General features: G+C 45.8%; 29 protein-coding genes. 13 read left to right on the top strand and 16 right to left on the bottom strand.

The genetic code is table 11. From position 1 onward, the window contains the following. The first annotated feature begins 3 nt into the window (after positions 1 to 3). The 6 genes from prmC (at position 4) to ybaK (ending at position 5,609) form a co-directional block, all read left to right on the top strand. Positions 4 to 873, top strand: a complete 870-nt coding sequence (gene prmC, locus TW84_RS16340; RefSeq protein ID WP_045976699.1) for a peptide chain release factor N(5)-glutamine methyltransferase — start codon at positions 4 to 6, stop codon at positions 871 to 873. 2 nt (positions 874 to 875) lie between these two features. Next, positions 876 to 1,259: a SirB2 family protein gene (locus TW84_RS16335; protein ID WP_045976698.1), complete on the top strand. Its 384-nt coding sequence runs from the start codon at positions 876 to 878 to the stop codon at positions 1,257 to 1,259. Positions 1,260 to 1,278: 19 nt separating this feature from the next. After that, a complete protein-coding gene (locus TW84_RS16330) occupies positions 1,279 to 2,088 on the top strand; it encodes a SirB1 family protein (RefSeq protein WP_045976697.1) in 810 nt (269 codons plus the stop codon). A gap of 46 nt (positions 2,089 to 2,134) precedes the next feature. Then, positions 2,135 to 2,986 (top strand): 3-deoxy-8-phosphooctulonate synthase, encoded by an 852-nt coding sequence (kdsA, locus tag TW84_RS16325; RefSeq protein WP_045976696.1) that lies wholly within the window; start codon positions 2,135 to 2,137, stop codon positions 2,984 to 2,986. 404 nt (positions 2,987 to 3,390) lie between these two features. Further along, a complete protein-coding gene (ushA, locus tag TW84_RS16320; protein ID WP_045976695.1) occupies positions 3,391 to 5,052 on the top strand; it encodes a bifunctional UDP-sugar hydrolase/5'-nucleotidase UshA in 1,662 nt (553 codons plus the stop codon). Between the two features lie 83 nt (positions 5,053 to 5,135). Continuing rightward, positions 5,136 to 5,609, top strand: a complete 474-nt coding sequence (ybaK, locus tag TW84_RS16315; RefSeq protein ID WP_045976694.1) for a Cys-tRNA(Pro) deacylase — start codon at positions 5,136 to 5,138, stop codon at positions 5,607 to 5,609. 66 nt (positions 5,610 to 5,675) lie between these two features. Here the strand turns inward: ybaK and TW84_RS16310 are convergent, their stop codons facing one another. After that, positions 5,676 to 6,920 (bottom strand): uracil-xanthine permease family protein, encoded by a 1,245-nt coding sequence (locus TW84_RS16310; protein ID WP_045976693.1) that lies wholly within the window; start codon positions 6,918 to 6,920, stop codon positions 5,676 to 5,678. A gap of 248 nt (positions 6,921 to 7,168) precedes the next feature. Here TW84_RS16310 and TW84_RS16305 point away from each other — a divergent pair, with 248 nt between their 5' ends. Continuing rightward, positions 7,169 to 8,395 (top strand): DUF2066 domain-containing protein, encoded by a 1,227-nt coding sequence (locus TW84_RS16305; RefSeq protein ID WP_045976692.1) that lies wholly within the window; start codon positions 7,169 to 7,171, stop codon positions 8,393 to 8,395. A gap of 30 nt (positions 8,396 to 8,425) precedes the next feature. Here the strand turns inward: TW84_RS16305 and TW84_RS16300 are convergent, their stop codons facing one another. From TW84_RS16300 to bepA, 4 genes are read right to left on the bottom strand one after another with little or no spacing between them, the layout of a single operon-like run. Beyond that, positions 8,426 to 8,845, bottom strand: a complete 420-nt coding sequence (locus TW84_RS16300) for a DUF2069 domain-containing protein (RefSeq protein WP_045976691.1) — start codon at positions 8,843 to 8,845, stop codon at positions 8,426 to 8,428. 4 nt (positions 8,846 to 8,849) lie between these two features. After that, the gene (wrbA, locus tag TW84_RS16295; RefSeq protein ID WP_045976690.1) at positions 8,850 to 9,416 is read right to left on the bottom strand and encodes an NAD(P)H:quinone oxidoreductase; all 567 of its coding nucleotides are present in this window, start codon (positions 9,414 to 9,416) and stop codon (positions 8,850 to 8,852) included. Further along, entirely contained in the window at positions 9,413 to 9,757 is a 345-nt protein-coding gene (gene arsC, locus TW84_RS16290; RefSeq protein WP_045976689.1) for an arsenate reductase (glutaredoxin), read from the bottom strand. Before arsC ends, wrbA begins: the two co-directional genes overlap by 4 nt. Before the next feature lie 48 nt (positions 9,758 to 9,805). After that, positions 9,806 to 11,260 carry a beta-barrel assembly-enhancing protease gene (gene bepA, locus TW84_RS16285; protein WP_045976688.1) on the bottom strand — a complete coding sequence of 485 codons (1,455 nt, stop codon included), beginning with the start codon at positions 11,258 to 11,260 and terminating at the stop codon, positions 9,806 to 9,808. 303 nt (positions 11,261 to 11,563) lie between these two features. Here bepA and TW84_RS16280 point away from each other — a divergent pair, with 303 nt between their 5' ends. The 3 genes from TW84_RS16280 (at position 11,564) to TW84_RS16270 (ending at position 14,951) form a co-directional block, all read left to right on the top strand. Beyond that, complete coding sequence (locus TW84_RS16280; RefSeq protein ID WP_045976687.1) at positions 11,564 to 11,800, top strand: sulfurtransferase TusA family protein; 237 nt, start codon at positions 11,564 to 11,566, stop codon at positions 11,798 to 11,800. After that, positions 11,793 to 12,869 carry an AI-2E family transporter gene (locus tag TW84_RS16275; protein ID WP_045976686.1) on the top strand — a complete coding sequence of 359 codons (1,077 nt, stop codon included), beginning with the start codon at positions 11,793 to 11,795 and terminating at the stop codon, positions 12,867 to 12,869. The genes TW84_RS16280 and TW84_RS16275 overlap by 8 nt, the downstream gene beginning before the upstream one ends. Before the next feature lie 210 nt (positions 12,870 to 13,079). Further along, positions 13,080 to 14,951: a methyl-accepting chemotaxis protein gene (locus tag TW84_RS16270; protein ID WP_045976685.1), complete on the top strand. Its 1,872-nt coding sequence runs from the start codon at positions 13,080 to 13,082 to the stop codon at positions 14,949 to 14,951. 58 nt (positions 14,952 to 15,009) lie between these two features. Here TW84_RS16270 and bcp read toward each other — a convergent pair whose 3' ends face one another. Then, positions 15,010 to 15,480, bottom strand: a complete 471-nt coding sequence (bcp, locus tag TW84_RS16265) for a thioredoxin-dependent thiol peroxidase (RefSeq protein WP_045976684.1) — start codon at positions 15,478 to 15,480, stop codon at positions 15,010 to 15,012. A gap of 12 nt (positions 15,481 to 15,492) precedes the next feature. Next, entirely contained in the window at positions 15,493 to 16,035 is a 543-nt protein-coding gene (locus tag TW84_RS16260) for a glycine cleavage system transcriptional repressor (RefSeq protein ID WP_045976705.1), read from the bottom strand. A gap of 300 nt (positions 16,036 to 16,335) precedes the next feature. On the opposite strand from TW84_RS16260, the gene dapA reads away from it, so the two are divergent. Together dapA and bamC are read left to right on the top strand one after the other, a co-directional pair. Further along, complete coding sequence (gene dapA, locus TW84_RS16255) at positions 16,336 to 17,214, top strand: 4-hydroxy-tetrahydrodipicolinate synthase (protein WP_045976683.1); 879 nt, start codon at positions 16,336 to 16,338, stop codon at positions 17,212 to 17,214. A 54-nt stretch (positions 17,215 to 17,268) separates the two neighbouring features. Further along, positions 17,269 to 18,294 (top strand): outer membrane protein assembly factor BamC, encoded by a 1,026-nt coding sequence (gene bamC, locus TW84_RS16250; protein WP_045976682.1) that lies wholly within the window; start codon positions 17,269 to 17,271, stop codon positions 18,292 to 18,294. Positions 18,295 to 18,368: 74 nt separating this feature from the next. Here the strand turns inward: bamC and TW84_RS16245 are convergent, their stop codons facing one another. Together TW84_RS16245 and rnt are read right to left on the bottom strand one after the other, a co-directional pair. Then, positions 18,369 to 19,694 (bottom strand): Na+/H+ antiporter family protein, encoded by a 1,326-nt coding sequence (locus tag TW84_RS16245; RefSeq protein WP_045976681.1) that lies wholly within the window; start codon positions 19,692 to 19,694, stop codon positions 18,369 to 18,371. A gap of 28 nt (positions 19,695 to 19,722) precedes the next feature. Then, a complete protein-coding gene (rnt, locus tag TW84_RS16240; RefSeq protein ID WP_045976680.1) occupies positions 19,723 to 20,382 on the bottom strand; it encodes a ribonuclease T in 660 nt (219 codons plus the stop codon). Positions 20,383 to 20,652: 270 nt separating this feature from the next. Here rnt and motY point away from each other — a divergent pair, with 270 nt between their 5' ends. Then, positions 20,653 to 21,468 carry a flagellar protein MotY gene (gene motY / locus TW84_RS16235; RefSeq protein WP_420806550.1) on the top strand — a complete coding sequence of 272 codons (816 nt, stop codon included), beginning with the start codon at positions 20,653 to 20,655 and terminating at the stop codon, positions 21,466 to 21,468. 45 nt (positions 21,469 to 21,513) lie between these two features. Here motY and TW84_RS16230 read toward each other — a convergent pair whose 3' ends face one another. The 7 genes from TW84_RS16230 to TW84_RS24600 form a co-directional block, all read right to left on the bottom strand. Beyond that, positions 21,514 to 21,951 carry a DUF2753 domain-containing protein gene (locus TW84_RS16230; protein WP_045976678.1) on the bottom strand — a complete coding sequence of 146 codons (438 nt, stop codon included), beginning with the start codon at positions 21,949 to 21,951 and terminating at the stop codon, positions 21,514 to 21,516. Positions 21,952 to 22,067: 116 nt separating this feature from the next. Next, positions 22,068 to 22,484 carry a lactoylglutathione lyase gene (gene gloA, locus TW84_RS16225; protein WP_045976677.1) on the bottom strand — a complete coding sequence of 139 codons (417 nt, stop codon included), beginning with the start codon at positions 22,482 to 22,484 and terminating at the stop codon, positions 22,068 to 22,070. 12 nt (positions 22,485 to 22,496) lie between these two features. Continuing rightward, complete coding sequence (gene nth / locus TW84_RS16220) at positions 22,497 to 23,138, bottom strand: endonuclease III (protein WP_006963075.1); 642 nt, start codon at positions 23,136 to 23,138, stop codon at positions 22,497 to 22,499. Positions 23,139 to 23,171: 33 nt separating this feature from the next. Then, entirely contained in the window at positions 23,172 to 23,864 is a 693-nt protein-coding gene (locus TW84_RS16215; protein ID WP_045976676.1) for an electron transport complex subunit E, read from the bottom strand. After that, positions 23,857 to 24,492: an electron transport complex subunit RsxG gene (gene rsxG, locus TW84_RS16210; RefSeq protein WP_045976675.1), complete on the bottom strand. Its 636-nt coding sequence runs from the start codon at positions 24,490 to 24,492 to the stop codon at positions 23,857 to 23,859. Before rsxG ends, TW84_RS16215 begins: the two co-directional genes overlap by 8 nt. A gap of 8 nt (positions 24,493 to 24,500) precedes the next feature. Then, entirely contained in the window at positions 24,501 to 25,547 is a 1,047-nt protein-coding gene (gene rsxD, locus TW84_RS16205) for an electron transport complex subunit RsxD (protein ID WP_045976674.1), read from the bottom strand. Next, positions 25,547 to 25,756: hypothetical protein (locus TW84_RS24600; RefSeq protein ID WP_045976673.1), on the bottom strand; the 210-nt coding region annotated here is incomplete at its 5' end. The genes rsxD and TW84_RS24600, both read right to left, overlap by 1 nt.

The following is a 25,756-nucleotide window of genomic DNA, read 5'->3' as shown; positions in this document are numbered from 1 at the left end:
TCAATGACTGCACTGCACAGTGTTGAACACACACTAAAAAGTGCCGCCCATAGACTTCAAGAGAGTGGCAGTGATTCGCCCTCTCTTGACGCGGCGGTATTGCTTTGCCACACCCTCAACAAACCTCGCTCCTTTCTGCTTACGTGGCCTGATAAAATTCTGGATTCAGAAGCAATCTTGGCTTTTGAAGCGAACTTACAGCGTCGAATCAACGGCGAACCTGTCGCTTACATTACTGGGGAACGTGAGTTCTGGTCATTGCCGCTAAAAGTCGCCCCCAGTACGCTTATTCCACGTCCAGATACTGAGCGTTTGGTTGAAATTGCATTAGAGAAAGCTATTGATAATCAAGGTGATATTCTCGATTTAGGCACAGGAACCGGCGCGATTGCGCTCGCCATTGCTTCAGAGTTACCAAACCGTCAAGTTTGGGGTATCGATCTCAAGCAAGAAGCTAAACAGCTCGCTGAGTCTAATGCTGAACATCTGGGTATTCGCAATGCACAATTTTTATCAGGCAGCTGGTTTGAACCTATAGGAAGTGGTACAAAGTTTGCTCTCATAGTATCAAACCCTCCTTATATTGAAGAGCATGACCCGCATCTGGCACAGGGAGACGTGCGATTTGAACCGCTGAGCGCTTTAGTAGCAAAAGATAACGGATTGGCTGACATCAAACATATTTCAAGTCAGGCACTCAACTTCCTTCAGTGCGATGGCTGGCTGATGTTTGAGCACGGTTACGATCAAGGTGCGGCAGTGAGAGAGATTCTGGGCTTACTGGGGTACCACAATATTACAACTTATAAAGACTACGGCGAAAACGACCGCGTAACCATAGGTCAATTTTCTCCAGAGAAGCAAGAGAGATAATTATGTACGAAGGTTTAAAGCACTTTCACCTATTGACGATAGCAATCAGTGCCACTTTATTGTCTGTTCGTTATGCGATGATGATGGCAAACTCAGGTTTACTTGAGAAGAAGTTTTTTAAGATCTTTCCCCATATCAATGATACCTGTCTATTGTTGTCTGGCATCGGTCTGATATTTATCACGGGCTTTATTCCTTTTACACCAGCTGCCCCTTGGTTGACTGAGAAGATCACTTGTGTACTGGCCTACATCGCACTTGGATTCTTTGCACTTAAACTAGGTAAAAATAAACTACTGCGTACGTTTTCTTTCTTTGGGGCACTAGGCTGGTTAGCAATGGCTGGCAAAGTCGCTATCAGTAAAGCGCCAATATTTTTAGGTTAAGGGGTTCTAGGTAATATTCATGCTTGAGTTGTTTGATGAAGATTTTGACGCTATCGAACTGGCAGAAGGGGCATTGATACTGAATAAAGCGATCAACCCTACAACTAATGATCAGTGGGCCGAGAGAGAATTGCATCGATTACTGAAAGAAGCAGAGCTGAACTTGAGCCAAGATGCGGACGAAAAGCAGCGTTTTGATTCGTTATTAAGACTGTTTTATCACGAGTGGTGTTTTACTGGCGATCAGGAAGCTTATTACGACTCTTCCAATGCGTTTATTGATAAAGTCCTTGAACGTCGAAAGGGTATTCCGGTCAGCTTAGGTGCGGTATTACTCTATTTAGGACGCAAGTTAGGCTTTCCCATTACGGGTGTGACCTTTCCAAGTCAGTTTTTGCTAAAGCTGGAGTGGTATGGAGAAAGCCCTCAGTTTATCAACCCGTTCAATGGCGAGTACGTCTCTAAGCATGTACTCGGTGCGTGGTTGATTGGTCACAGTGGGCCATTAGCGACTCTGAAACATGAGCATCTGAAATCGGTTGATAATCCGACAGTCATTGGCCGCTGGCTGGCACTCCTCAAGAGCGCATTGCTGCGTGAAGAGCGCTATACTTTGGCCTTGAAGTGCACGGATTTAGCACTGACTTTTGTTCCTGATGACCCGTATGAAATACGTGATCGTGGGTTTATCTATCAGCAGCTCGATTGTCACCAGATGGCATTGAGTGATTATCAGTATTTTATCGACCAATGTCCCGATGACCCGGCAGCTGAGCTGCTAAAAAATCAAGTTAACGCTATGAGTGAAACTCAAGTGACACTACATTAAGCCCAGCACTAGGTTGGCATATATACATAGAAATAGAGAGAAAATAATGGAACAGAAAATCGTTCATGTTGGTGATATTCCAGTTGCCAACGACAAGCCGTTTACGTTGTTTGCAGGCATGAATGTTCTTGAATCTCGTGATCTGGCTATGCAGATCTGTGAACACTATGTCAAAGTGACAGAAAAGCTTGGCATTCCATATGTGTTCAAAGCGTCTTTTGACAAGGCGAATCGTAGCTCTGTTCATTCATACCGCGGTCCAGGTCTTGAGGAGGGAATGAAAATTTTCCAAGAGCTTAAAGACACGTTCGGTGTGAAAATTATTACTGATGTACACACAGAGGCTCAGGCGCAGCCTGTCGCTGACGTGGTGGATGTAATCCAGCTGCCAGCGTTTTTGGCTCGCCAAACTGATCTTGTTGAAGCGATGGCAAAAACAGGTGCTGTGATTAACGTTAAAAAACCTCAGTTTATGAGTCCGGGCCAGGTGGGGAACATTGTTGATAAGTTCAGTGAATGCGGCAATGACAATATCATTCTATGTGAGCGTGGTTCTTGTCACGGTTACGATAACCTAGTGGTTGATATGCTGGGCTTCGGTGTGATGAAGAATGCGTCAAAAGGTAGCCCAATTATTTTTGATGTGACCCACGCACTGCAAATGCGTGATCCTTCAGGTTCAGCATCTGGCGGGCGCCGTGAGCAGACGGTTGAATTGGCAAAAGCGGGTCTTGCGACTGGTATTGCTGGTCTATTTATTGAAGCACATCCCGACCCAGAGCAAGCAAGATGTGATGGCCCATCAGCATTGCCGTTAGACAAGTTGGAACCTTTCCTCGCGCAAATGAAAGCGCTGGATGACTTGATTAAAGGCTTCGAGCACATTGAGATTAAATAGTCTTCGATGTTTAAAAAAAGGTGAGTCAATTGACTCACCTTTTTTGTTTTCGTAGCGCTTTAAATGCACGATGACCTCGCTCAATAAGACGGGGATGTTTTCGTTCTGTGTTGAGCAAACGGTCAATCTCACACTAACGGTTTAGTGACATTCACTCACAGTCAATCGTTTGCTTGTGACCGTTTGTTAGAACAAGTGCAATTATGCTGCTTTGTTACACACTTAAATATCAATTAGGGTGATCTGCTCTACATAAATATGAAATCAAGATGTTACTCCAAATCGGTTAACTTAAACTGGTTCAAGTTTTACTGAGTTATCAGCGATGAATTGCTGACCATGTCTGTTCAATGCACTCGGTATTTAATGCAGTGAAAACCCCAAAAAATTTCAAAGGTATAACAATGAAGCAACGCCTAATTGTAAAAACCGCACTCAGCGCAGCGATTCTTGCAACTCTCGCTGGTTGTGCGACAGCACCCCAACAAGAGTGGGAGACGGATAAAACTTATAAGTTGACGGTTCTGCACACCAATGACCACCATGGTCGTTTTTGGCAGAATAAATATGGTGAGTATGGTATGGCTGCTCGTAAAACATTGGTTGACGAGTTGCGTGCGGAAGTCGAAGCCGAAGGGGGAAGCCTTCTTTTACTCTCAGGTGGTGACATCAATACGGGTGTGCCAGAGTCTGATCTGCAAGACGCAGAACCAGATTTTAAAGGTATGAACAAAATCGGTTACGACGCAATGGCCCTAGGTAACCACGAGTTCGATAATCCACTTGACGTGCTTTTCAAACAACAAGAGTGGGCTAACTTCCCAATGCTTTCAGCAAACATCTACGATAAAGAAACAGGTAAGCGTATGTTCCAGGCTTACCAGATGTTTGATAAGCAGGGTATTAAAATTGCAGTTATTGGTCTAACCACGGAAGATACGGCGAAAATCGGTAACCCAGAGTTTATTGATGGTATCGATTTCCGCGATCCTAAAGTGGAAGCGAAAAAGTTGATCGCTGAGCTTAAAAAAACAGAAAAGCCCGATTTGATTTTTGCTGTTACACATATGGGCCATTACGAAGATGGTAAGCGTGGTGTAAATGCACCAGGTGATGTGGCTCTTGCTCGTTACCTAGATGAAGGTTCTCTAGATATGATTGTGGGTGGCCACTCTCAAGAACCAGTCTGTATGGAAGCTCCAAATGTCGTTAAAAAGAACTTCAAACCTTCTGACGAATGTAAGCCAGATCTACAAAACGGTACCTACATTGTTCAGGCTCATGAGTGGGGTAAATATGTAGGTCGTGCAGATTACGAATTCCGTAATGGCGAGCTAGAGATGGTGAGTTATGACCTAATCCCAGTGAACCTTAAGAAGAAGGTTAAAATTGACGGTAAGAAGCAGCGTGTTCTTATTGAAGATGAAATCAAGCAAGATGAAGAGCTACTGGAATTCCTACGTCCTTACCAAGAAAAAGGTAAAGCGCAGTTGGACGTTAAGATTGCAGACACCAACGGTAAACTAGAAGGTGACCGTAATGTCGTTCGATTCAAGCAAACTAACCTAGGTCGTTTGATTGCAGCAGCACACATGGAACGTGCGAAAGCTGATTTTGCCGTTATGAACTCTGGTGGTGTACGCGATTCAATCGAAGCGGGCGACGTAACATATAAAGACGTACTGAAAGTACAGCCATTCGCGAATATCGTCACTTACACGGATATGTCAGGTAAAGAGGTTCTGGATTACCTGAACGTTGTTGCAACTAAACCTATTGATTCTGGTGCATACGCGCAGTTTGCCGGTATTTCTATGACAGTGGCAAACGGCAAAGTATCGAATGTTGTGATCGGTGGTGAACAGCTTCGTTTAGATAAGACTTACCGTTTCACTATCCCAAGCTTTAATGCGGCTGGTGGCGACGGCTACCCTAAACTGACAGGGCACCCAGGCTACGTCAACACTGGTTTCGTAGACGCTGAAGTTCTAAAAGAGTATCTAGAAGAGAACAGCCCTGTTGATGTGAACAAGTACGCTCCTGCTGGCGAGATTGTTTACAAGTAAGTTGACTAAAACTTCGAAATCTCATTAACTTAAAGCGCTGCTCATTTTGCAGCGCTTTTTGTTATTGACCCTATGGAACCAGCATGACCCCTGCAATCAACCTCGCAAAGAAGAAAAAAGTCACCCACATCGTTCATCACTATGACCACGATCCCCGCACCGAGAGTTATGGTTTGGAAGCGGTTGAAGCTTTAGGGCAGGACCCAGAGCAAGTATTTAAAACCCTATTGTTCTGTATCAATGGTGAGCCTAAAAACTTGGCGGTTGCAGTGATTCCGGTCGATCAAAAACTGAATCTGAAACTGGCCGCTAAAGCCGCGAAAGCGAAGAAGGTAGAAATGGCTAACCCTGATATCGCGCAAAAAACGACGGGTTACGTAGTAGGGGGGATTAGCCCGCTTGGCCAGAAAAAAATGTTACCTACTTTTATCCATCAGAGCGCACAACATAGGGAGACGATTTGTGTGAGTGCTGGTAAACGTGGTTTGGAAATAGAATTAGCGCCAAGAGATTTAGCTGCATTGACTCGTGGGCAATTTGCAGAGCTGTGTCTGTAACCAGCGGTTCAAATCGTTTGATGGGTTGATTTAAAAAAGGGTTGATGTATCAACCCTTTTTTAATCCTATTTGAGGTCGTCTTCTATTTGCGCGTTATCCACGACGTGGTTTTCGCCCAAGTCTTTCGGAAGCAATAGGTTAAGAAGAATAGCAACAATACCGCATAAACTCACACCTTGAAGGCTGAACTCGCCGATACCAAAAGCCATACCACCGATCCCAAATACTAGGGTGATTGCGACGATAACCAGGTTACGTGATTTGTGCAGGTCGACATTATTCTTAATCAACGTATTTAAACCGACAGTGGCTATTGAGCCAAACAGCAAAATCATAATACCGCCCATGACAGGCATAGGGATGGTCTGCAGTGCTGCACCAAGCTTTCCTACTAGTGCTAACACAATCGCACTTACTGCGGCCCATGTCATGATCACAGGATTAAACGCTTTAGTCAGCATGACTGCTCCCGTCACTTCTGAGTAGGTCGTATTTGGTGGAGCACCGACCATAGAAGCGGCTATGGTTGCCACACCGTCACCAGCAATGGTGCGATGTAAGCCAGGCTTTTTAATGTAGTCCTTACCTGTTACGTTCGAGATTGCAAGCATATCCCCTACGTGTTCAACAGCAGGTGCAATCGCGACAGGAATCATAAACAAGATAGCGTTGATGTTAAATTCTGGAGTGGTAAAGTTTGGCAATGCAAACCAAGCCGCTTTATGCACTGGCTCGAAGTCAACGATGCCATAACCTAGGCTCAGCGCATAGCCGACAATGATACCACCGAGAATGGGGGTCAGTTTGAGGAAACCTTTGGCGAAAACGCTTAGAATGATGGTCGTTAACAAAGACGCAACTGAGATTACCAAAGAAGCATTGCCATCAATGACTTGTGAGCCATCTACTTTGCCCAGCGCCATATTGACCGCTACCGGAGCCAAGCCTAAACCAATTACCATGATGACCGGTCCGACAACTACGGGTGGAAGCAACCTGTGAATAATTTCTACACCACGTGCTTTAATTAGCGCTCCCATAGCAACATATACGCACCCAGCTGCCATTAGCCCCCCCATAGTGGCGGGAATACCCCAGGTTTGAACTCCATAGAGAATAGGAGCAATAAAAGCAAAAGAGGAAGCAAGAAAGATAGGAACAGAGCGGCGAGTAACAAGTTGAAAAAGAAGGGTGCCGACGCCTGCACCAAACAGAGCGACACTAGGGTCTAATCCGGTTAGCAACGGCACTAACACGAGAGCCCCAAATGCGACAAATAGCATCTGCGCACCTTGGATGGCGTTTTTCATAGCTTACTCCTTGTATGTTAGATCGAAGAGCAATAGGTCAATGCTCAACAGAAAAATAAAATTCGCGGGATTTTATCACCTTGGCAATCGTTTGCAATCTGAAGTAGGTCAAATAAACAATAATTAACCCATCTGTTAGCGTGATAAGTTAAGGGTGCTAAAACACATAAATCCGACCTTTAGTTGCTCAAGATGGGATAGTTGCTTATCATCCGAAGCTGCAATGAAGAATTGACCTTAGGAAAGCTATGCGCCATTTAGTTTTGTTGGCTTTAGGGCTGGTGGGGTTCCCTGCCGCTGCTTTGACCAATGTAGATTTATATCAAACTGAGATTGTACTTGATCAAAGCGTTGAAAATGCCGACGTACAAGCTCGTGTTGATGGAATGAAAGAGATCATCGTTCGTGCTTCTGGCGATCAAAGTGCGCTATCGAATCAGGTCGTACAAAAGGCTCTGAAACAAAATTCTCAGTACCTTTCGCAAATCAGTTACGGTCAGCTTGATGGCCAGCAAACACTTCGACTAGGCTTTAGTGCTCCTCATATCCGCTCTCTACTAAGTCAGGCTCAGCTCCCGATTTGGCCAGCAGCCCGTGCCAACTTGCTGGTATGGCTAGTTGAAGAGACGCAGTATGACCGCAGTATTAGTTGGGAACACTCAGATTCCCCATTATTGAATCAGATGCGCGTTGAAGCTCAAAAGCGTGGATTACCTCTGACTGTGCCTGTTGGAGATTTCGACGACATTACAGGGGTCGCTGCCTCTGACCTGTGGGGTGGCTTTGCTCGTCCTGTTGGTGAAGCGAGCCAGCGTTATCCCGCTGATGCTGTAATCGTTGTGCGAGTGCAGGGTAAATCGTTGCGCTGGACTTTGTATGATCAAAAACCTGCAACCATCGGTGTAACACGCCAAGCCCCTGTCTCTGGTTCAAACAGTGGTGCAGATTCTACGGCTAAGATGGTGAACCAAATCAGTGACTACTATGCGAAAAAGAGTGCGGTTGTTGTCGCCAGCGAATCTTCTGAAACCATTAAGGTACGATTTACTTCACTAGACAATGCTGTCGACTTTTTTACTTTAGAAAAGCAGCTTAAGACGCTGAGCTCAGTAGCATCGTTAGATATTCAGAAAATTCAGGGTAATCACGTGACCTTTAATGTTCACTTGCTCGCTTCTCAGGCAGAATTTGAGCAAGAAGTCCTTCGAATGGGCCCAGTAGTACAACTGGACAGTGCAAGTGAGTCGCCGTCTTTCTTAGAGCAGCCATCGCAGCTTGAGCAGCAAACAGAGGTCGATAGTAGTGGTCAGCCTGTGAAGACGGAAGAGCACACAGGGGATGTACCTACCGTTGCTCCTGCAGAGCAAACACTACTCTATGAGTGGCAAGGTAAACCCTCGATTATCTTAGGCCAAGAGACTGAAAGCTCTGAGCCAGACAGTGATCAGGCTACCATTGATGAACTGATTGAATAGTAAAAAGGTCTGGCAAATGCCAGACCTTTTTTATTCGAACCGTTCTTTTTCTTCTTTTTCTACTTTTGACAGCCGTTTGAGCTTGAGCCCTAACTCTTTACCACGCGCGCGTGCATAAAGAATGTTACCGGCGAAGGCCGCAGCAGTAAGCATCAGTTCTACCCCTGCTAACCAGCGTTCACCATCGTCGATATAAAGTATGGTTAAAGCATGCAGAAAGTACAGCATCAGCACGAAGTTGGCCCAAGCGTGTGTGTACGGTTTTCCAGCTAGAATGCCGGGTAACGGCAACAGCAGTGGAATGCTCCAAGCAATAGCAAGCGAAATATTGCTAATATGAGGGTGAGGAGATAAGCTCAGTTGCCATAAGGTCACCCAAGCAAGCAGGCCGAGGTTTCCACATAACGCTAGAAGCCGGAATAATTTGGTTTGAGATTGCATTTCCTGCATGCCATCAGTCCTTCATTTTTAACGCAGTGATTGCCAAGCGTTTGCCCAGTTGTTGTGCCAGTTCCATTTCATCTTGACTTAGCGATGATCCATCATGCGTTACCGATGTCGCTCCGTAAGGCGTTCCACCTGTTTGCGTGGTGTGCAGTGTTGGCTCAGAATACGGAATCCCTAAGATCATCATGCCATGGTGTAGCAGAGGCAACATCATGGTTTGTAAGGTGGTCTCTTGCCCGCCATGTAAACTAGAAGATGAGCTAAAGACGCATGCAGGTTTATCGATCAAATCGCCAGACACCCATAATGAAGTCGTCTGGTCCCAGAAGTGTTTCAATGACGCTGACATATTACCAAACCAGACCGGGCTACCCATGGCGAGGCCGTGACATGCTTTCAGTTCATTTAACGTCAGTACAGGATCTTGGGCCGTTTGCCTTTCATCTATGTCTTCCACTGTTCGAATCAAGGCTTCGCAGTGAGGAATAGATTCTACTCCTCGGGCGATTTGTCGTGCTAATGCGAGGGTAGAACCGTGTCGGGTGTAATAAAGAACGACAATCTGGCAACTCATAGAATATCGAGCACCTGTTCTGGAGGGCGACCGTGTTTCGCCTGACCATTGCTGACGACGATAGGGCGTTCAATCAATTTTGGATTAGCTGACATTGCTTCAAACAGTTGTTCGTCTGTTGCATCGGCAAGGTTGAGCTCTTTGTAAACGTCTTCCTTGGTACGCATCATAGCTCGGACGTTATCTAGGCTGAGCTGTGCAAACAGGGATTTTAATTCAGCCACGCTCGGTGGTGTGTCGAGATATCTGATGATGTCTGGTTGAATATTCTTTTCTTCCAAAATCGCCAGAGTTTGGCGGCTTTTTGAGCAACGAGGGTTGTGATAAATCACGACTGACATAAGTTGAGTCTCCGAGTTATTGGGAACGGCGTGCTATCCGTTCCATCATTATTGTAGAGCCATAAAACGATCGCGCTGAACCATAAGCTGATCGATGCGTGCATCGTAACGTGCTTGCTGTAGGCTGCCAAGTTCAGCCAGTTGGCTGGCTTGAGTGTAATACTGAATTGCCTTATTCCAATTGGCTTTCAACGCTAAAATTTCCGCACGAGCCGCAAGATCCTCGTCGCTGCGGCCAAGATGAATACTGGCTTCAGACAGTAAATGCCAACCATTCACATCGTTAGGGTTATCATGGGTATAGCGCTGAAGGACACGCACCGCTTCTGCATTTTTATCCTGCTTCATCAGAGCGTTGGCATAATTGATGGTTAACACGGCGTTGTTTGGTTTACTTTTCAACGCTTTTTGCAGCATTTTCTCTGCTTCACCAGCCTTTTTCTGCGCAATATACAAATCGGACATGGCGTCTAAATAGAAGTTGTTGTCCGGTTGCTGTTGAGTCAATGATTGTAAGATCGTGTTAGCTTGATCCAGCTCATTATTGTCTAAGTGGACCAGAGCTCGACCATACTGAAACGAAGATTTCAGGCTCGCAGGTGCCTTCTTCTCTGTACGAGTCAACCAATCCATGGCGGCTTTAGCATTGATACTAGCATAGCGAGCGACAATACGAGCACGAGCAAGGTTGTAATTCAGTGAAGGGTCAATTCTTCTTGCCGGATAACTTTGTGCTCTTGCTCGGCTGTCAGTAATACGATCTTCTGGCAGCGGGTGCGTTAAGAGCATTGGTGGCGGCTTACTGGCATATCGATATTCATCGGCTAAGCGGCTGAAGAAACGCGGCATTGCGTTCACGTCAAAACCCGCTTTGGCGAGTGTGTCTATGCCAAATCGGTCAGCTTCTTTCTCGTTGCTGCGTGTATAGTTGATCTGGCCCTGAATATTGCCAGCAGTGGTTGCGGTAATCGCGGCGATACCCGCTTCAGGAGCAGCGATAGCGAGAAGCAATGAGCCTGCCAACGCCGCCATCGTTGCAGGAGAGCGCCTTGCTTGTTCTTCCATACTGCGGGCGAGGTGGCGCTGAGTAACGTGCGCTATCTCGTGTGCGACAACGGAAGCCAACTCGCTTTCACTTTTGGCATGAAGAAATAGCCCAGTATGCAGAGCAACGTAACCACCAAAAAACGCAAAAGCATTGATATTGCGGTCACGGATCATAAAGAAGGTAAACGGGGTTTTTACATCACTGGCGCTGGCGACCAACTGGTGACCTAAGCTGTCAATATATTCATTCAGAACTGGGTCATTGACGATAGGTTGGTTGTTACGCAGCATGCGCATGTAGGCATCACCGTACTGTAGCTCTTGATCTATGGTCAAAGTGCTACTGGCTGCCGTACCAATATCGGGTAAGTCGAGTGTATTGGCATAGGTGGGTGTTTGGATACCCAACGAAGTTGCTAAGCAAATGCAAACAAGTGAACGCGTACGTTTAAACATATTTTACTGGTGATACTCCGTGATCATTTGGTCTATCCACTTAGTCTGAGTCATTCGGTTATAATCAGCAATGTCACAGGCTTGGGGGTATAGCGTTTGACACTCTTTTACTGAGTTGGTTTCACCGTCGATTGGCTACCAAATGATGAATAGACTGCCTTTCTTTCATCTGTCGAGTGTAAAGTGTTCCATTGCATTAAGTCATGACAAAGTGAAACTTTTCTTCGCATCGACGTATTTGCACTGACGCTTGGAAAAAAACACTATACAATATTCTCCCTATGATAAGCATCGAGCTAAAGAATGGAACAGAATCTTTTGGATCTGCGTCAAGAGCGTTGTCCTATGGCATTGTTACTTGCCAAGCGTCACACTACAGGGTTATGTGCGGGGCAACAAACAACAATTTATGTTTCAGATCCTAGTTCGATGTCAGATATAAAACATTTCCTGCTAAAGCAATCCTTCGAGTTGGTCTGCGAAGAGCTGGATGGTTATTACTGTTTGCAAGTGACTAAAGGAATCTTGTCGAATGTTTGAGATGGTGAGTCGTTGGTACAAACGACGTTTTTCTGATCCACATGCTGTGAGCTTGGTTGCGATCCTGCTCTTCGGTTTTATCACGATTTATTTCTTCGGCAATCTGATCGCGCCTTTGCTTGTTGCGATTGTATTGGCTTACTTGCTGGAATGGCCTGTTTCTCAGTTGTCTCGTCTTGGTATTCCAAGAACGTTGTCGGTCATCTTAGTGATTCTCGGTTTTACTAGTTTGATGTTGTTAGCGGTGTTTGGCCTTGTGCCAACTATCTGGCAGCAAGTCGGCAATCTTATTAACGATATTCCTTCGATGTATTCAGGACTGCAAAAAGTGATTGCGGAGCTTCCGCAACGTTATCCTGAGTTGGATAACTTCCAAATTGTTGAATCTCTTGTGACTAACGCGAAGAATCAAGTCATTGTGATGGGTGAGACGGTTGTTAAAGGTTCACTAGCTTCATTGGTGAGCATTGCTACCCTAGCCGTTTACCTCATTCTGGTTCCACTACTGGTGTTTTTCCTGCTGAAAGATAAGCAAGAGATGATTGCCATGGCGAGTGGCCTTTTGCCACGGAATCGTAAGTTGGCGACCAAAGTCTGGCATGAAATGAATGATCAAATCTCCAACTACATTCGTGGCAAAGTAATGGAAATCTTAATAGTCGGTGGTGTGAGTTATGTCACATTTGCCATTCTAGACTTGCGTTACTCGGTATTACTTGCGGTTGCTGTAGGCTTATCGGTTTTAATCCCCTACATCGGTGCTGCGGCGGTGACCGTACCTGTCGCGATGGTGGGGTTGTTTCAGTGGGGGTTCACGCCGCAATTCTATTGGTTATTGCTTGCCTACGGTATTATTCAGGCCTTGGATGGCAATGTACTGGTTCCTGTTCTTTTCTCTGAAGCGGTGAATTTGCATCCAGTGGCTATCATTGTGGCTGTATTGGTATTTGGTGGGTTATGGGGATTCTGGGGTGTATTCTTTGCCATCCCTTTAGCAACGTTAGTTAAGGCGGTCTGGAATGCACTGCCCAGCAATGACGAAGACGAAGTCTATTCACATCCCGGATAGGGTCAATCGACAAATTTATTAGTTAAAAAGCCTCAAAGCGACAGCTTTGAGGCTTTTTATTTGTGCAGAGGGTATATACTTTTTAAAAGATTGTTTTACAAAGTATGAATTTTGTAAGAAATTTCTTAAGTCTTTTGTAGTTAGGACGATAATATTAGATACAGATATAACAACTATAAATTAAAAACGAATTAATCTTTGAGGGACACTATGAGATTTAGTCAAAAAATCGTTGCTGCATCATCAGCGTTGTTGTTAGTGACCGTTGTATTACTCTCGGTACAACAACTGAATACGGTAAAGAGTGAAGTAGAGGACTTAGTAGATACCAGTCTGATAGAGATGGTAAAGGGAGTGAAAAACACTGTCACGTCAGAAATGGCGAGTAAGAAATCCCTTGCCCAATCTACCACTGAGGTGATGGAGCTCGACCCTCAAAATAAAGCACGAGTTAAAGATATTCTTGAGAAACCCAATCTCAAAGGGAGCTTTCTAGCGGTTGGTTACGGCTATGAAGCGGATGGTTTTGTGGTAGAAAATGATGATGGCTGGGAAGCTGGTCCTGATTATGATCCACGTATCCGACCTTGGTATAAAGATGCCAAAGCGCAAGGCAAGCTTGTCGTCACTGCTCCCTATGTCGATATCTCCTCGAAGAAAGTCATTATTTCTATCGGTACACCAGTTCGAGACAATGGCCAGTTTACCGCAGCGATGTTCTACGATTTAGAGTTAACAGGGTTAGCGGATTTAGTTAACAGTGCCAACCTATTGGATGCGGGTTACTTGTTTATTATCGCCGCTGATGGGACTACTATCGCACACCCTGATGCCGAGAATAATGGCCAAAACCTGACTACCTATTTGCCAGAAGCGACTATTAAAGAGGGTAATCAACGTATTGAAAAAGACGGCCGCTCCTACCTAGTTCACTTTACTAAAGTACCAAGTGAAAACTGGTATATCGGCGCGATTGTTGATGAGAGTATCGCGTTTGCAGCTATTAGTGAGATGCGCAACAGCTCAATTATTTATACCTTGATAAGTGTTGTCTTAAGCGTTGCGGTATTAAGCTTTTTAATCAAGGTTCTGATGCGTCCCCTAGGAACACTCAACGAAGCCATCAAAGACGTTGCTTCGGGCCAGGGTGACTTAACCAAACGTCTGGACACGAACACTGATAAGGAGTTTGCTGAGCTGGCGGAAGGCTTCAATACCTTTACGGAAACTTTGCAAAAGCAAATTCAGCAGTCGAAAGCCATTGGTGCTGAGATCCTTCGTGGTACTGAAATGACGGTTCAGGGCTCACAAGAATCAGCGGAGGCGATGCGCAGCCAATTGCAAGAACTTGAGCAACTAGCGACAGCAATGAACGAAATGGCTGTGACGGCAACAGAAGTTGCGAACAACGCTCAAGGTGCTGCAGGTGCCGCAAAGGACGCGGATGAAGCGACACAGCAAGGCTCCTCTGTGGTGAGCGCTACCACGTCATCGATTGATGCATTGTCGGCGCGAATCGATCAAGCCGTTGAAGAAGTGCAAGGTCTAGAGTCTGCGACAGCCAACATTGAAACCATCCTTAAAGTCATCAATGATATTGCCGATCAAACTAACCTATTGGCCTTGAATGCGGCTATTGAAGCAGCACGTGCGGGGGAATCTGGTCGAGGTTTCGCTGTGGTAGCAGATGAAGTTCGAACACTTGCGCAGCGTACTCAGGAATCGACCACTGAGATTCGCAGCATGATTGAGCAGCTACAAGCGGGCGCAAGCTCAGTGTCAGCGGCAATGCATGAAAGCAAGAACACGGCAGTGGACGCGGTGGAAAAAGCTCAGGCAGCGAATGAGTCTTTGCAACAAATTCGTGATGCGATTCAGAGTATTACCGACATGAACATGCAGATTGCTTCAGCTGCGGAAGAGCAGAGCTTAGTGGCGGAAGAGATCAACAGCAACACGGTGAAGATTAAAGACTTGTCGACACAGGTGTCTGACTCTGCAGAAAACGCCAATATTGCCATGCAAGTACAGACGGAAAACGTTCGTGAGCAAGATGCAATACTGAACAAGTTTATTGTGTAAGTGTAACGAATTAAAAAAACGCCAGCGATACGCTGGCGTTTTTTTTGACAGTAATGAGTTACTTGTTTCCGTTCAAGTAATCTAAAACCACTTCATGATGATCTTTCGTTTTAAACTTATTAAAGACGTGCTCGATGATACCTTCTTCATTGATAAGGAAGCTGATGCGGTGCAGGCCGTCATAGACTTTACCCATAAACTTCTTCTCGCCCCACACACCGAACTGGTCAGCCGCCGCGTGATCTTCATCTGACAGCAAGGTAAAGTTGAGGTTGTCACGTTCGATAAATTTACCTAGGCGTTTCACTGGATCAATACTGACGCCAAGCACGACCACATTGTGAGCGTCCAATTCTGCTTTCGTATCACGCAAACCTTGCGCTTGAACCGTACAGCCTGGTGTCATGGCTTTTGGATAGAAATAGAAAAGAATTTTTTTACCAGCAAAGTCACTGAGTGACACTGTGTTGCCGTCTTGATCCAGCAGGGAAAATGCCGGAGCTGGAGTACCAGCTGTTAGCGTGTTCATTGATTTTCCTTTTTATTGACTGTTCTTTATGAAGTTTAACGAGCCTTGAACGCCAAGGCTTGAGCATAATGTTTCGAATTCTTCCTGCAATTGCATCAAATTACAATCAATGTCAACCGTGGCCGTGATGGCAATGTGAAACTGATTTTGCGATGACTGGATTTTCGTTTTGTCTATGGTCTGTGCGCTGAGAGAGGAAAGTCCAATATTTTTATCAGCGAAGAACTGAGTAAATTTCTCTGTTAGGCCAACTTCATCATTGGATTCAACGTAGACTTCCAAACTGTAAGCGTTGTCAGCACGAGCGTGCTGTGATGTACGTTTCATCATGGTGATGAGATCAAGTTGTTGGCCTAATAGTGGCAAAGTGCTCTCAACACGTGTCACGGCTGCGTTGTTGCCTGACAGCAACATAATGAGGGTGAATTCATTGCCAAAAAGCGCAATGCGACTATCAACAATATTGCATCCAGATTGTGTGACAAGGCGAACCACTTGGTTGCAGACACCAGGGCGGTCTGTTCCTACCGCTGTAATCACCAGATGTTGAGTCATAATATCACTTCGAGCATTGTTATGATTATTAACCAGATAGCTTAGCACAGTTACTGAAGAGAAAACTGTCCGCCACATACAAATCTAATGCAATTTTCTTCGCTCGTTGCCAACCTTGTCTGAGGGCTTAGTATTTATAACCTCAGGCTGACAACAAGCGGTAAAAAAGGCGTAAGTTGCTAGAGTTCTAACATCTGATAAATATTCACTCAAATAGGTGATTTAAGCGGGTTTAATTCCTTGTCTTTTTCAATCGCCTTACAGTACCATGCAGACAGTATCTAAATTAGGGAGAAGGACATGTTTTCAGGAAGTATCGTAGCGTTAATTACACCGTTTAATAATGATGGCGAAGTAGATTACGTAAGCCTGAAAAAACTTGTAGATTTTCATGTCGACGCTGGCTCTGATGGCATTGTGGCCGTGGGCACAACAGGTGAATCTGCAACCTTAACTGTGGAAGAGCATGTCAAGGTTGTGACTAAAGTGGTAGAGTTTGCTGAAGGCCGTATTCCTGTTATCGCAGGGACAGGTGCAAATGCTACTCATGAATCAGTCACTTTCAGTCGCTTATTGAACAACTCAGGAATTGCTGGTTGTTTAAGTGTGACGCCATACTATAACAAACCAACCCAAGAAGGTTTGTTCCAACACTATAAGGCGATTGCTGAAGAAAGTGACGTACCACAAATCCTGTACAACGTGCCAGGTCGCACAGCGGTAGATTTGTTGCCAGAAACAGTTGCTCGCCTTGCAGAAATCGATAATATCGTGGCGCTGAAAGACGCAACGGGTGATTTGAGCAGAATTGCAATTCATCGTGAACTTTGTGGCAAAGATTTTATCTTACTAAGTGGTGATGATTCGAGTGGCCTCGATTTTGTTAAGCAAGGTGGCCAGGGTGTGATTTCTGTTACGAATAACATCGCAGCGGAAGATATGGCGAAAATGATGAAACTTGCTCTTGAAGGTAAGTACGAAGAAGCCGAAATTATCAACCAACGCTTGATGCTGCTTCATAAAAACTTGTTTGTCGAGTCGAGCCCGATCCCAGTGAAGTGGGCTGCGCATAAAATGGGCTTGATTGCCCATGGTGACTTAAGACTGCCACTGACAGAGTTGTCTGAAAATGCTCGTCCAATTGTGGCACAGGCAATGACGGAAGCTTGCATCTACTAAATTAGAATGAATTGCCGAAGCACAAACTTCGGCATTTACTTATCAGGAGTTTCAATGAAATTGTCTCATCAGCTAGTGGTCAGTTCGCTAGCTGTTTTTGTTTTAAGTGCCTGTTCTGGCGATGCCACTCAGCGTCGTCAGGCGAAGGACGATTTTGATTACCTCAATACTCCGCCTCTGACTGAGTGGAATAACGTAGAAGGTGTGAATCCGCGTAACTATACCAACTACCAGATCCCTCAAGGAGAGTTTCGTGGTGGTGTCGGTCGTGATGTGGATATTCGCCCACCACAACAGGTTCTGGAGTTGATCCCAGGTGCGCGTGCAGAGCGAAAGAATGGTGAAGTAACCTTGTGGTTACTGCGCCAAGACGAGCTGGATAAAGTCTGGCAAACGGCGCTAAACATGATGCAAGAACAGAACATTGCTATTCGTGTGCAAACGGATAATCGTATCGAGACGGATTGGGTCAGCTGGAAGTCTGAAGACGAAGACGCTGTGATCGGCTCTCGTTACGAAATCACCAGTGTTGAGGTGAACAATCGCTACGGCTTTAAGATCTCTTTGATTGATTGGCGTGAAGCTGGCAAGCAAATGCCAGTCTCCGCAACGAATAAAGAGCGTTATAACGCTTTGATGACAAACCTTGTGACTGCTCGTTACGACTTAGACATTCGTCAAGCGGCGGCGCGTCGTGCTCAAGAACTGGTTAAGCAGATCCCGATCTCTATGGGTACTGACCGCAGTGGCTTCCCTGTGATTATTGCACGTACGTCATACAATATGCTATGGCCTCGTCTGCCTAAGCTACTGCCTGAAATGGGCTTCACTATTGAAGAGCGTAATCAATCACAAGGTACAGTGAAAGCCAAGTACGCTGCACCAGATGATGCATTCTGGACCGAAATTGGCGTAAAGCCGATTGGACTCTCATCAGGGACTTATACTTTCCTATTCGGTGATTTAGGTAACCGCACATCTATCAACGTGACGGATTCTTCGGGCAAGCCTGTAGAAGAAGAGTTGCTGAAAGACATGGTGCCAGTCCTGTCTGCTGTGGCAGACAAGCACGCTAAGTAACATCCAACAGGTAATAAAAAAGCTGACTATCAAAGTCAGCTTTTTTTATGTGTGTTGATTTTCTGTTGGCTCGACTAGAGAACCATAGCCGCAATCCAACCAAACACAATCAATGGGATGTTGTAGTGAACGAAAGTCGGTACTACGGTTTCCCAAATGTGTTCATGCTGCCCATCAGCATTCAGGCCGGATGTTGGGCCAAGTGTTGAATCAGAGGCCGGAGACCCTGCATCACCCAATGCAGCAGCGGTACCGACTAGAGCGATTGTTGCCATTGGTGAGAAGCCAAATGCAGCAGCGAGAGGTACGTAAATCGTTGCAATGATAGGGATAGTTGAGAACGACGAGCCTATACCCATAGTCACCAATAGGCCAACAATCAACATCAGAAGAGCGGCGAGCGGTTTGTTGTCACCGATGCTGGTCGATAGTGCCTCGACCAAAGACTCTACACCGCCAGTTTGCTTCATGACGGCGGCAAACCCAGCGGCCGCAATCATGATGAAGCCAATCATCGCCATCATATGCACGCCTTTAGTGAACACGTCATGGGTTTCTTTCCATGCGATCACACCACCAAACGTAAAGACCATGAAACCAGCTAGGGCACCGATGATCATCGAACCTGTGGTTAACTGGACAGTAAGTGCTGCGATGATACCTGCACAAGCAATTAGGATATTCTTTTTGTTGATTGACGGTGTGTTTTCGTCAACGTGTGTCAGCTCTGTTTCCTTATATTGACGAGGCTTACGGTAACTAAAGAAAATGGCTGTTAATAAACCGAAGATCATACCCGCTGCTGGCAGTAACATAGCGACGGGAACTTGGTTTGCCACAACAGACTCTAAACCATTGTCGTGTAGGTTTTTAAGCAAGATATTGTTGAGGAAGATACCACCGAACCCAACAGGTAACACCATATAGGGTGTTACAAGACCAAAAGTCAGCACACAGGCGATCATACGACGGTCTAGATTCAGCTTGGCAAACACGCCTAATAGAGGTGGAATAAGAATAGGGATAAAGGCGATATGCACAGGAACGATATTCTGAGATGACATGGTCACTAAGATCAGCGCGATTAACACTGCATACTTGAGACCTGTTGACGCAGAGCCGTTTTCTTTTCCATGGATGCGTTTGATGACACTGTTGGCCAGTAAGTCAGTAATGCCCGACTTAGAGATTGCTACAGCAAAGGTGCCCAGCATCGCGTAGCTCAAGGCAATCGTTGCACCGCCCCCAAGACCACTTTCGAATGCGGCTACCGCATCATTTAGGCTCATGCCTGCGACCAGTCCACCGACGATAGCACTGAATGTCAGGGCGACCACGACATTCACGCGCATCAGGGCTAGAAGCAGCATGATACATACTGAAATTACCACAGGATTCATAGTTTACTCGTTTGTTGTGTTTACTTTTTTAGTTATTGTCTTCAGCGTCATTATCAACAAGTGGCCAGCCACCTAATGCTTTCCATTTATTGACGATGCCGCAGAAGAGCTCTGCCGTTTTCTGTGTATCGTAAAGGGCAGAGTGGGCTTCTTTATTGTCAAAATCCATCCCTGCGGTTTTACACGCTTTGGCTAATACTGTTTGACCATAAGCCAAGCCGCTTAGCGTAGCGGTATCAAACGTTGCGAAGGGATGGAAAGGGACGCGTTTGAGCTTGCTGCGTTCACTAGCGGCCATAACAAAGTTGTGATCAAAAGTTGCGTTGTGTGCAACCATAATCGCACGAGCGCAATCGGCCGCTTTTTGCTCTTTGCGAACAAGCTTATAAATTTCTTTTAGGGCTTCTGATTCTGGTATTGCACCACGCAGTGGGCTGAAGGGATCATGAATGCCGTTAAAATCCAGAGCTTCCTTCTCGAGGTTGGCTCCTTCGAAGGGCTCAACATGAAAATGTATGGTTGAAGCAGGCTGAAGGTCGCCATTTTCATCCATTTTCAGAGTGACGGCACAGATTTCCAGCAGTGCATCTGTTTTAGCGTTAAATCCTGCAGTTTCTACGTCGATAACGACAGGAAAATAGCCACGAAATCGTTTTTTGAGCGTCAATGCTTCGTTTTCTACAGTCATGTTGGCCTAGTATTATGTGACAAGTGCAGCATTATTGCAGATTCTCGGGGTAAGACAAACCGGATCGTTCAATTAATGATATTCGGTATTTATTGATAGAAATATAGGCATTAAATAAGTTTCTGGCGAGATTATTGCATTCTGAATGCTGTAGAAGTATTAGCGGCAAATTTGCGCCGCGTTTAGTAAGAGAATCCGCCCCCCATGAAGAGACTGTTAGCCCCTTGTTTAACGTTAACATTCGCCTCTATTGCCTGTTCAGCATCGGCGATGGATGTTCACTATGCGGCTAAGCCACAACAGTCGCAGTGGCAAATGATAGCAAACACGCCACTGGAGTGTCGTATGGTGCATCCGATCCCAAATTACGGCGACGCTGTTTTTTCTTCCCACGCAAGCAAAAAGATCAATCTTGATTTCGAGCTAAAAATGAAGCGACCAATGGGGAAAACCCGCGACGTGTCATTGGTTTCTATGCCCCCAGTTTGGCGTCCTGGCGACAGTGCGGAGCGAATTACTAACATTCGTTTTTTCCAACAGTTCGATGGTTATGTTGGTGGGCAAACAGCGTGGAGTATTCTAACTGAACTCGAAAAAGGGCGTTATCCAACGTTCAGTTATCAGGAATGGCAAAGTCGCGATCAGCGTATAGAAGTGTCATTGTCTTCAGTCTTGTTCCAACCTTCCTACAATGCGTTCAGCGACTGTATCGCGAATTTGTTGCCATACAGCTTTGAAGATATTGCTTTTACTATTTTGCACTATGATCGCTCAAGTGTTCAGTTGAACAAGGCATCGCAGAAGCGCTTAGCCCAGATAGCGGAGTACATTCGCCATAATCAAGACATAGATTTGGTTTTAGTCTCGACATACACCGCGAATGATGAGAGTAAAAGTGCTAGCCAGAATTTGTCAGAGCAGCGAGCGGAAGTTCTGCGCGATTACTTTCAATCTTTAGGCTTACCTGAGGATAGGATTCAGGTTCAGGGCTATGGGCGTCGTCGTCCTGTAGGTGATAACGCTTCACCATTGGGTAAAGACAAAAATCGCCGAGTCGTCATATCTCTGGGACGGACTCAAGTCTGATAGTAAAAACCAGCGCAAGGCTGGTTTTTTTATTGTGCATGACTATTAGTTGAGTCGGAACTTAGCGATCAAGTTACAGTTGGTCGCAGAGTCTATATCCTGGACCAATTTCGCTATCTTTGGATTTGGGTGTCGTTTCATGAATTCGATGAGCGCCTTCTTACAACAGCCCATGGAATCGACGAAGGCATCACAATCGCTATTTGGGCATTGAGGCACCAAGGTAAGGACTTTTTCTGAAGCCAACTGAAGGTATTTGAGTTCGTATTTCGTATCACCAACCGTTCGCCAAAACGAAGCCATATTGTGGCAGGAAATGACAGAGATCATCAGCCTGTCTTCAACATCAATTTCGCTGGAATCACCAATTCTCTCACTTAATGTCAGAGCTTGTTGATAGTGAAGGATACTACGCAGATGATCGTCATTGTTCATTGCCAGATCAGCCAGTAGCGTGTGTTTTTCCCACTCAGCGATACCCATTGTTTTATCACTCTCCGAATTCACAATATCTGGAGATTAAATGATAATTATTATCATGTAAAGTGAAAATAATAGGGCAGCTGAATGCGGCCCTATAGAATTCATGATGAGGTCGTTCAGCCCTCGAGACCTGCTGATGCTTGTTTGTTTTGGATGAGCTCTAGCATATAGCCGTCAGGATCTTTAACGAAGGCAATATGAGTCGTTCCACCTTTTACTGGTCCTGGTTCACGAGTGACATTGCCACCGGCAGCTTTGATGGCATCACAAGTTTGATAGATATTTTCAACACCGATTGCGATATGGCCGAATGCACTACCCAAATCGTACTCTGTGGTGCCCCAGTTGTACGTCAGTTCAATGACTGCTCCTTGAGATTCATCGCCGTAACCCAAGAAGGCAAGCGTGTACTCATATTCTTTATTTTCATTGGTACGCAGTAACTGCATCCCCATGACTTCAGTATAAAATTGGATCGATTTATCTAAATTACCCACACGTAGCATGGTGTGTAAAATACGCCCGTTTGACATTGCTTTGCTCTCCTAGTTTTCTGGGTAAACTTTCTCTTTAAACTCACATAAGTCTTCAATGATACAGCTACCGCAGCGAGGCTTACGTGCAACGCAGGTGTAGCGTCCATGAAGAATCAACCAATGGTGTACATCGAGTTTGAATTCTTTCGGTACGACTTTAAGTAGCTTCTCTTCAACCTGATCGACATTTTTTCCCATCGCAAACTTGGTACGGTTCGAGACGCGATAAATATGAGTGTCAACGGCAATCGTCGGCCAGCCAAACGCGGTGTTGAGTACAACGTTGGCAGTTTTTCGTCCGACACCTGGCAGAGCCTCAAGTGCAGCTCTATCTTCAGGGACTTCACCATTATGTTGATCGAGCAGAATACGGCAGGTTTTAATCACGTTCTCTGCTTTTGAGTTAAACAGACCGATGGTCTTGATATACTCTTTGACACCATCGACGCCTAAATCGAACAAGCCCTGTGGTGTGTTTGCCACTGGGTAAAGTTTGTCGGTCGCTTTATTGACGCTGACATCGGTTGCCTGCGCGGATAAGAGCACGGCAATCAACAGTTCGAAAGGTGTGCTCCAGTTCAGTTCAGTCTGAGGGTTTGGGTTGTTTTCCCTGAGACGCTCCAGTATTTGTACTCGTTTTTCTTTGTTCATGATGAAGCTGCTTTCCAGTGTGTAAGCCAGTGATTACTGGTTGGTGACGCGAGCTCGTTCAATAGTCGGTTTTTCTAGTTTTGGCTGACGAGCTTCTCGTTGTTTGTCGATGATGTTTTTCAGTGCAATGAGCAATCCAACTCCGATAAAGGCGCCAGGTGGAAGTAGCGCCAGTAAGAAGCTGTTGTCAAAATGGAATATCTCAATTCGTAAAGCACTTGCCCAGTTGCCAAGCAATAGGTCAGCACCATCGAATAGGGTACCGTTACCAATTACTTCGCGCATTGCGCCCAAGACAACAAGGACACTCGTCATGCCTAGTCCCATCCAGAATCCATCTTGTGCGGAAGGTAATACATCGTTCTTTGAAGCAAACGCTTCGGCGCGGCCAATGATGATGCAGTTGGTTACGATCAGAGGAATGAAAATACCCAAAGATAGATAAAGGCCATAGGCGTAAGCATTCATCAGCAATTGAACGCAGGTGACCAAAGCGGCAATGATCATCACGAAAACAGGGATGCGTACTTCTTTTGGCACATAGTCACGTACTAGAGACACAGTGACGTTGGAACCAACCAATACCAGTAATGTGGCAATGCCCAAACCCAAAGCATTGGTGACGGTTGAAGATACCGCCAGCAATGGACAGAGACCCAGTAGTTGAACCAGAGCTGGGTTGTTGTCCCACATACCGTTTTTAATCAGTGTTTTATGATCACTCATTGTTGCCTCCACAATGGCGTGGCTGGTTTTGAATCTGTGTGCGGTTTTCGTTGACAAATTGTACTGTATTTTTTACTGCTTTGACGACGGCTCTTGGCGTTATCGTTGCCCCAGTAAACTGATCGAATTGTCCACCATCTTTGCGTACTTTCCAATCCGCTTCATTTTCAGGCGTGACCTTTTTACCAGCGAAGCTCAGGATCCAATCGGTGACACGCAAGTCAATTTTATCGCCCAGTCCAGGTGTTTCTTGATGATTTAGAACTCGTGTTCCTAAAACTTTGCCGTCTTGTTGGATACCAACAATAATTTTAATCGCGCCGTTGTAACCATCTGGGGCGATAGCCTCTATCGCCAATGCAGTCGGTTTGCCATTTTTACTCGCCATATAGACAGGCATGGTTTCGTCAGTGCCTAAAGCAGGGTCGGAAACTAAGGTGCAGGACTCATATAAGCTGTTGTCATGCATCTCAGGAGGAATTACTTGGTTGAGGACAGACAGCAGTTGCGCTTGTTCTTGCTGGCTGATTTGATCTTTAGTCAAATAGTGCGTGAGTGCGACCACGCCTGTTGAAGCACAGGCGAAAATGGCGAGTATTGCACCGTTTTTGCGAATAGCGTTTAACATGCTGCTCCTTAGTGGCCGTAGGTTCTAGGCTTGGTGTAGTAATCGATCAAGGGCACACACATGTTGCCAAGCAGTACCGCAAAGGCGACACCGTCAGGGAAGCCTCCCCAACTTCGGATAATGAATACCATTGCGCCAATGAAAGCACCGAAAATCAGTCGCCCTTTGACCGTCGTAGAAGCAGAAACGGGGTCGGTGGCAATAAAGAAAGCACCGAGCATGGTCGCCCCGGAGAGTATATGTATGAGCGGAGACGCCGTCTCTCCTGGGATCAAGATAGCAAACAAGCCGCTCATCACCGTCAGGCTAACCAGGAAGCTTACCGGGATATGCCAGTTGATCACTCTTAACTTGATCAGTACTAATCCACCGGCTAAATAAGCCAGGTTGACCCATTCCCAACCGATACCTGCCAGACCACTGAATTGAGGCTGGTGGAGAGCCTCGGCAGCCGTATTTCCTGTATGCAGTGCGGTTTTGAAAGCATCGAGTGGCGTTGCCATCGTCGTGCCATCTATACCCGTTCGAATCTGCTGAAGTGATAAACCATCTAGGTTAAATCCAGTGAAAATCAGTGAAAAAGCATCACCTAACGAACTTGTTGTAGGCTGCAGTTCGGCGGGTGATATCCAACTGGTCATTTGCACTGGGAAGGAAATAAGCAATACAACATAAGCGACCATGGCAGGGTTAAAGAGATTCTGCCCAATACCGCCATACAGATGCTTGGCAATCAAAATCGCAAAAATTAAACCAATCGTGATGAGCCACCAAGGTGATAGTGGGGGGATCGCTACAGCAAGTAACCAAGCTGTTACGATTGCACTATTGTCCCGCAAGGCTGACATCGGATGGCGTTTCCGCGCGAACATGACACCTGCTTCAAGCAAAAGCCCAACAATAATGCCAAAGCCGAGTTGAATTAACGTTCCCCAGCCAAAAAAGTAGGTCTGAGCGATTAAGCCGGGCAAAGCACACATCGCCACCCACTTCATTAGGTCTGGGGTGCTTCTCCGGCTGTGAGCGTGGGGTGAGCTGGCAATGAAAAAGGCCACTACTCGTTCTCCTCAAATTTATTGTTTTGTTCTCGTTGAGCTTTACGTGCTTTCGCGCGTGCGATGGCCGCAGCAACAGCGGCTTTTTTTGGATCTTCTTCAGCAGCTTCAACGCTTGCTGGTTCGGTAGTCAGAGTATCCGATGATGCTTGCTGCTGCGCTTTACGAGCTTTGGCGCGTGCGATGGCAGCAGCAACCGCATCTTTCTT

Origin of the sequence: Vibrio neptunius (assembly GCF_000967495.1) — a bacterium.
Lineage (GTDB): Bacteria > Pseudomonadota > Gammaproteobacteria > Enterobacterales > Vibrionaceae > Vibrio > Vibrio neptunius.
The sequence above is the reverse complement of the archived record's forward strand: the minus strand, read 5'-3'. Positions and strand labels throughout refer to the sequence as shown.

Excerpts from the sequence above, each read along its gene's own strand:
- TW84_RS16310 (WP_045976693.1), bottom strand. The coding sequence starts at position 6,920 with ATGAAAAACGCCATCCAAGGTGCGCAGATGCTATTTGTCGCATTTGGG.
- nth (WP_006963075.1), bottom strand. The coding sequence starts at position 23,138 with ATGAACAAAGAAAAACGAGTACAAATACTGGAGCGTCTCAGGGAAAAC.
- TW84_RS16335 (WP_045976698.1), top strand. The coding sequence starts at position 876 with ATGTACGAAGGTTTAAAGCACTTTCACCTATTGACGATAGCAATCAGT.
- dapA (WP_045976683.1), top strand. The coding sequence starts at position 16,336 with ATGTTTTCAGGAAGTATCGTAGCGTTAATTACACCGTTTAATAATGAT.
- ybaK (WP_045976694.1), top strand. The coding sequence starts at position 5,136 with ATGACCCCTGCAATCAACCTCGCAAAGAAGAAAAAAGTCACCCACATC.
- TW84_RS16330 (WP_045976697.1), top strand. The coding sequence starts at position 1,279 with ATGCTTGAGTTGTTTGATGAAGATTTTGACGCTATCGAACTGGCAGAA.
- bamC (WP_045976682.1), top strand. The coding sequence starts at position 17,269 with ATGAAATTGTCTCATCAGCTAGTGGTCAGTTCGCTAGCTGTTTTTGTT.
- rsxG (WP_045976675.1), bottom strand. The coding sequence starts at position 24,492 with ATGTTAAACGCTATTCGCAAAAACGGTGCAATACTCGCCATTTTCGCC.
- motY (WP_420806550.1), top strand. The coding sequence starts at position 20,653 with ATGGATGTTCACTATGCGGCTAAGCCACAACAGTCGCAGTGGCAAATG.
- TW84_RS16230 (WP_045976678.1), bottom strand. The coding sequence starts at position 21,951 with ATGGGTATCGCTGAGTGGGAAAAACACACGCTACTGGCTGATCTGGCA.
- kdsA (WP_045976696.1), top strand. The coding sequence starts at position 2,135 with ATGGAACAGAAAATCGTTCATGTTGGTGATATTCCAGTTGCCAACGAC.
- TW84_RS16305 (WP_045976692.1), top strand. The coding sequence starts at position 7,169 with ATGCGCCATTTAGTTTTGTTGGCTTTAGGGCTGGTGGGGTTCCCTGCC.
- gloA (WP_045976677.1), bottom strand. The coding sequence starts at position 22,484 with ATGTCAAACGGGCGTATTTTACACACCATGCTACGTGTGGGTAATTTA.
- TW84_RS16245 (WP_045976681.1), bottom strand. The coding sequence starts at position 19,694 with ATGAATCCTGTGGTAATTTCAGTATGTATCATGCTGCTTCTAGCCCTG.
- TW84_RS16260 (WP_045976705.1), bottom strand. The coding sequence starts at position 16,035 with ATGACTCAACATCTGGTGATTACAGCGGTAGGAACAGACCGCCCTGGT.
- ushA (WP_045976695.1), top strand. The coding sequence starts at position 3,391 with ATGAAGCAACGCCTAATTGTAAAAACCGCACTCAGCGCAGCGATTCTT.
- bcp (WP_045976684.1), bottom strand. The coding sequence starts at position 15,480 with ATGAACACGCTAACAGCTGGTACTCCAGCTCCGGCATTTTCCCTGCTG.
- bepA (WP_045976688.1), bottom strand. The coding sequence starts at position 11,260 with ATGTTTAAACGTACGCGTTCACTTGTTTGCATTTGCTTAGCAACTTCG.
- TW84_RS16275 (WP_045976686.1), top strand. The coding sequence starts at position 11,793 with ATGTTTGAGATGGTGAGTCGTTGGTACAAACGACGTTTTTCTGATCCA.
- TW84_RS16270 (WP_045976685.1), top strand. The coding sequence starts at position 13,080 with ATGAGATTTAGTCAAAAAATCGTTGCTGCATCATCAGCGTTGTTGTTA.
- TW84_RS16280 (WP_045976687.1), top strand. The coding sequence starts at position 11,564 with ATGGAACAGAATCTTTTGGATCTGCGTCAAGAGCGTTGTCCTATGGCA.
- prmC (WP_045976699.1), top strand. The coding sequence starts at position 4 with ATGACTGCACTGCACAGTGTTGAACACACACTAAAAAGTGCCGCCCAT.
- wrbA (WP_045976690.1), bottom strand. The coding sequence starts at position 9,416 with ATGAGTTGCCAGATTGTCGTTCTTTATTACACCCGACACGGTTCTACC.
- TW84_RS16215 (WP_045976676.1), bottom strand. The coding sequence starts at position 23,864 with ATGAGTGATCATAAAACACTGATTAAAAACGGTATGTGGGACAACAAC.
- TW84_RS16300 (WP_045976691.1), bottom strand. The coding sequence starts at position 8,845 with ATGCAGGAAATGCAATCTCAAACCAAATTATTCCGGCTTCTAGCGTTA.
- rnt (WP_045976680.1), bottom strand. The coding sequence starts at position 20,382 with ATGACTGTAGAAAACGAAGCATTGACGCTCAAAAAACGATTTCGTGGC.
- arsC (WP_045976689.1), bottom strand. The coding sequence starts at position 9,757 with ATGTCAGTCGTGATTTATCACAACCCTCGTTGCTCAAAAAGCCGCCAA.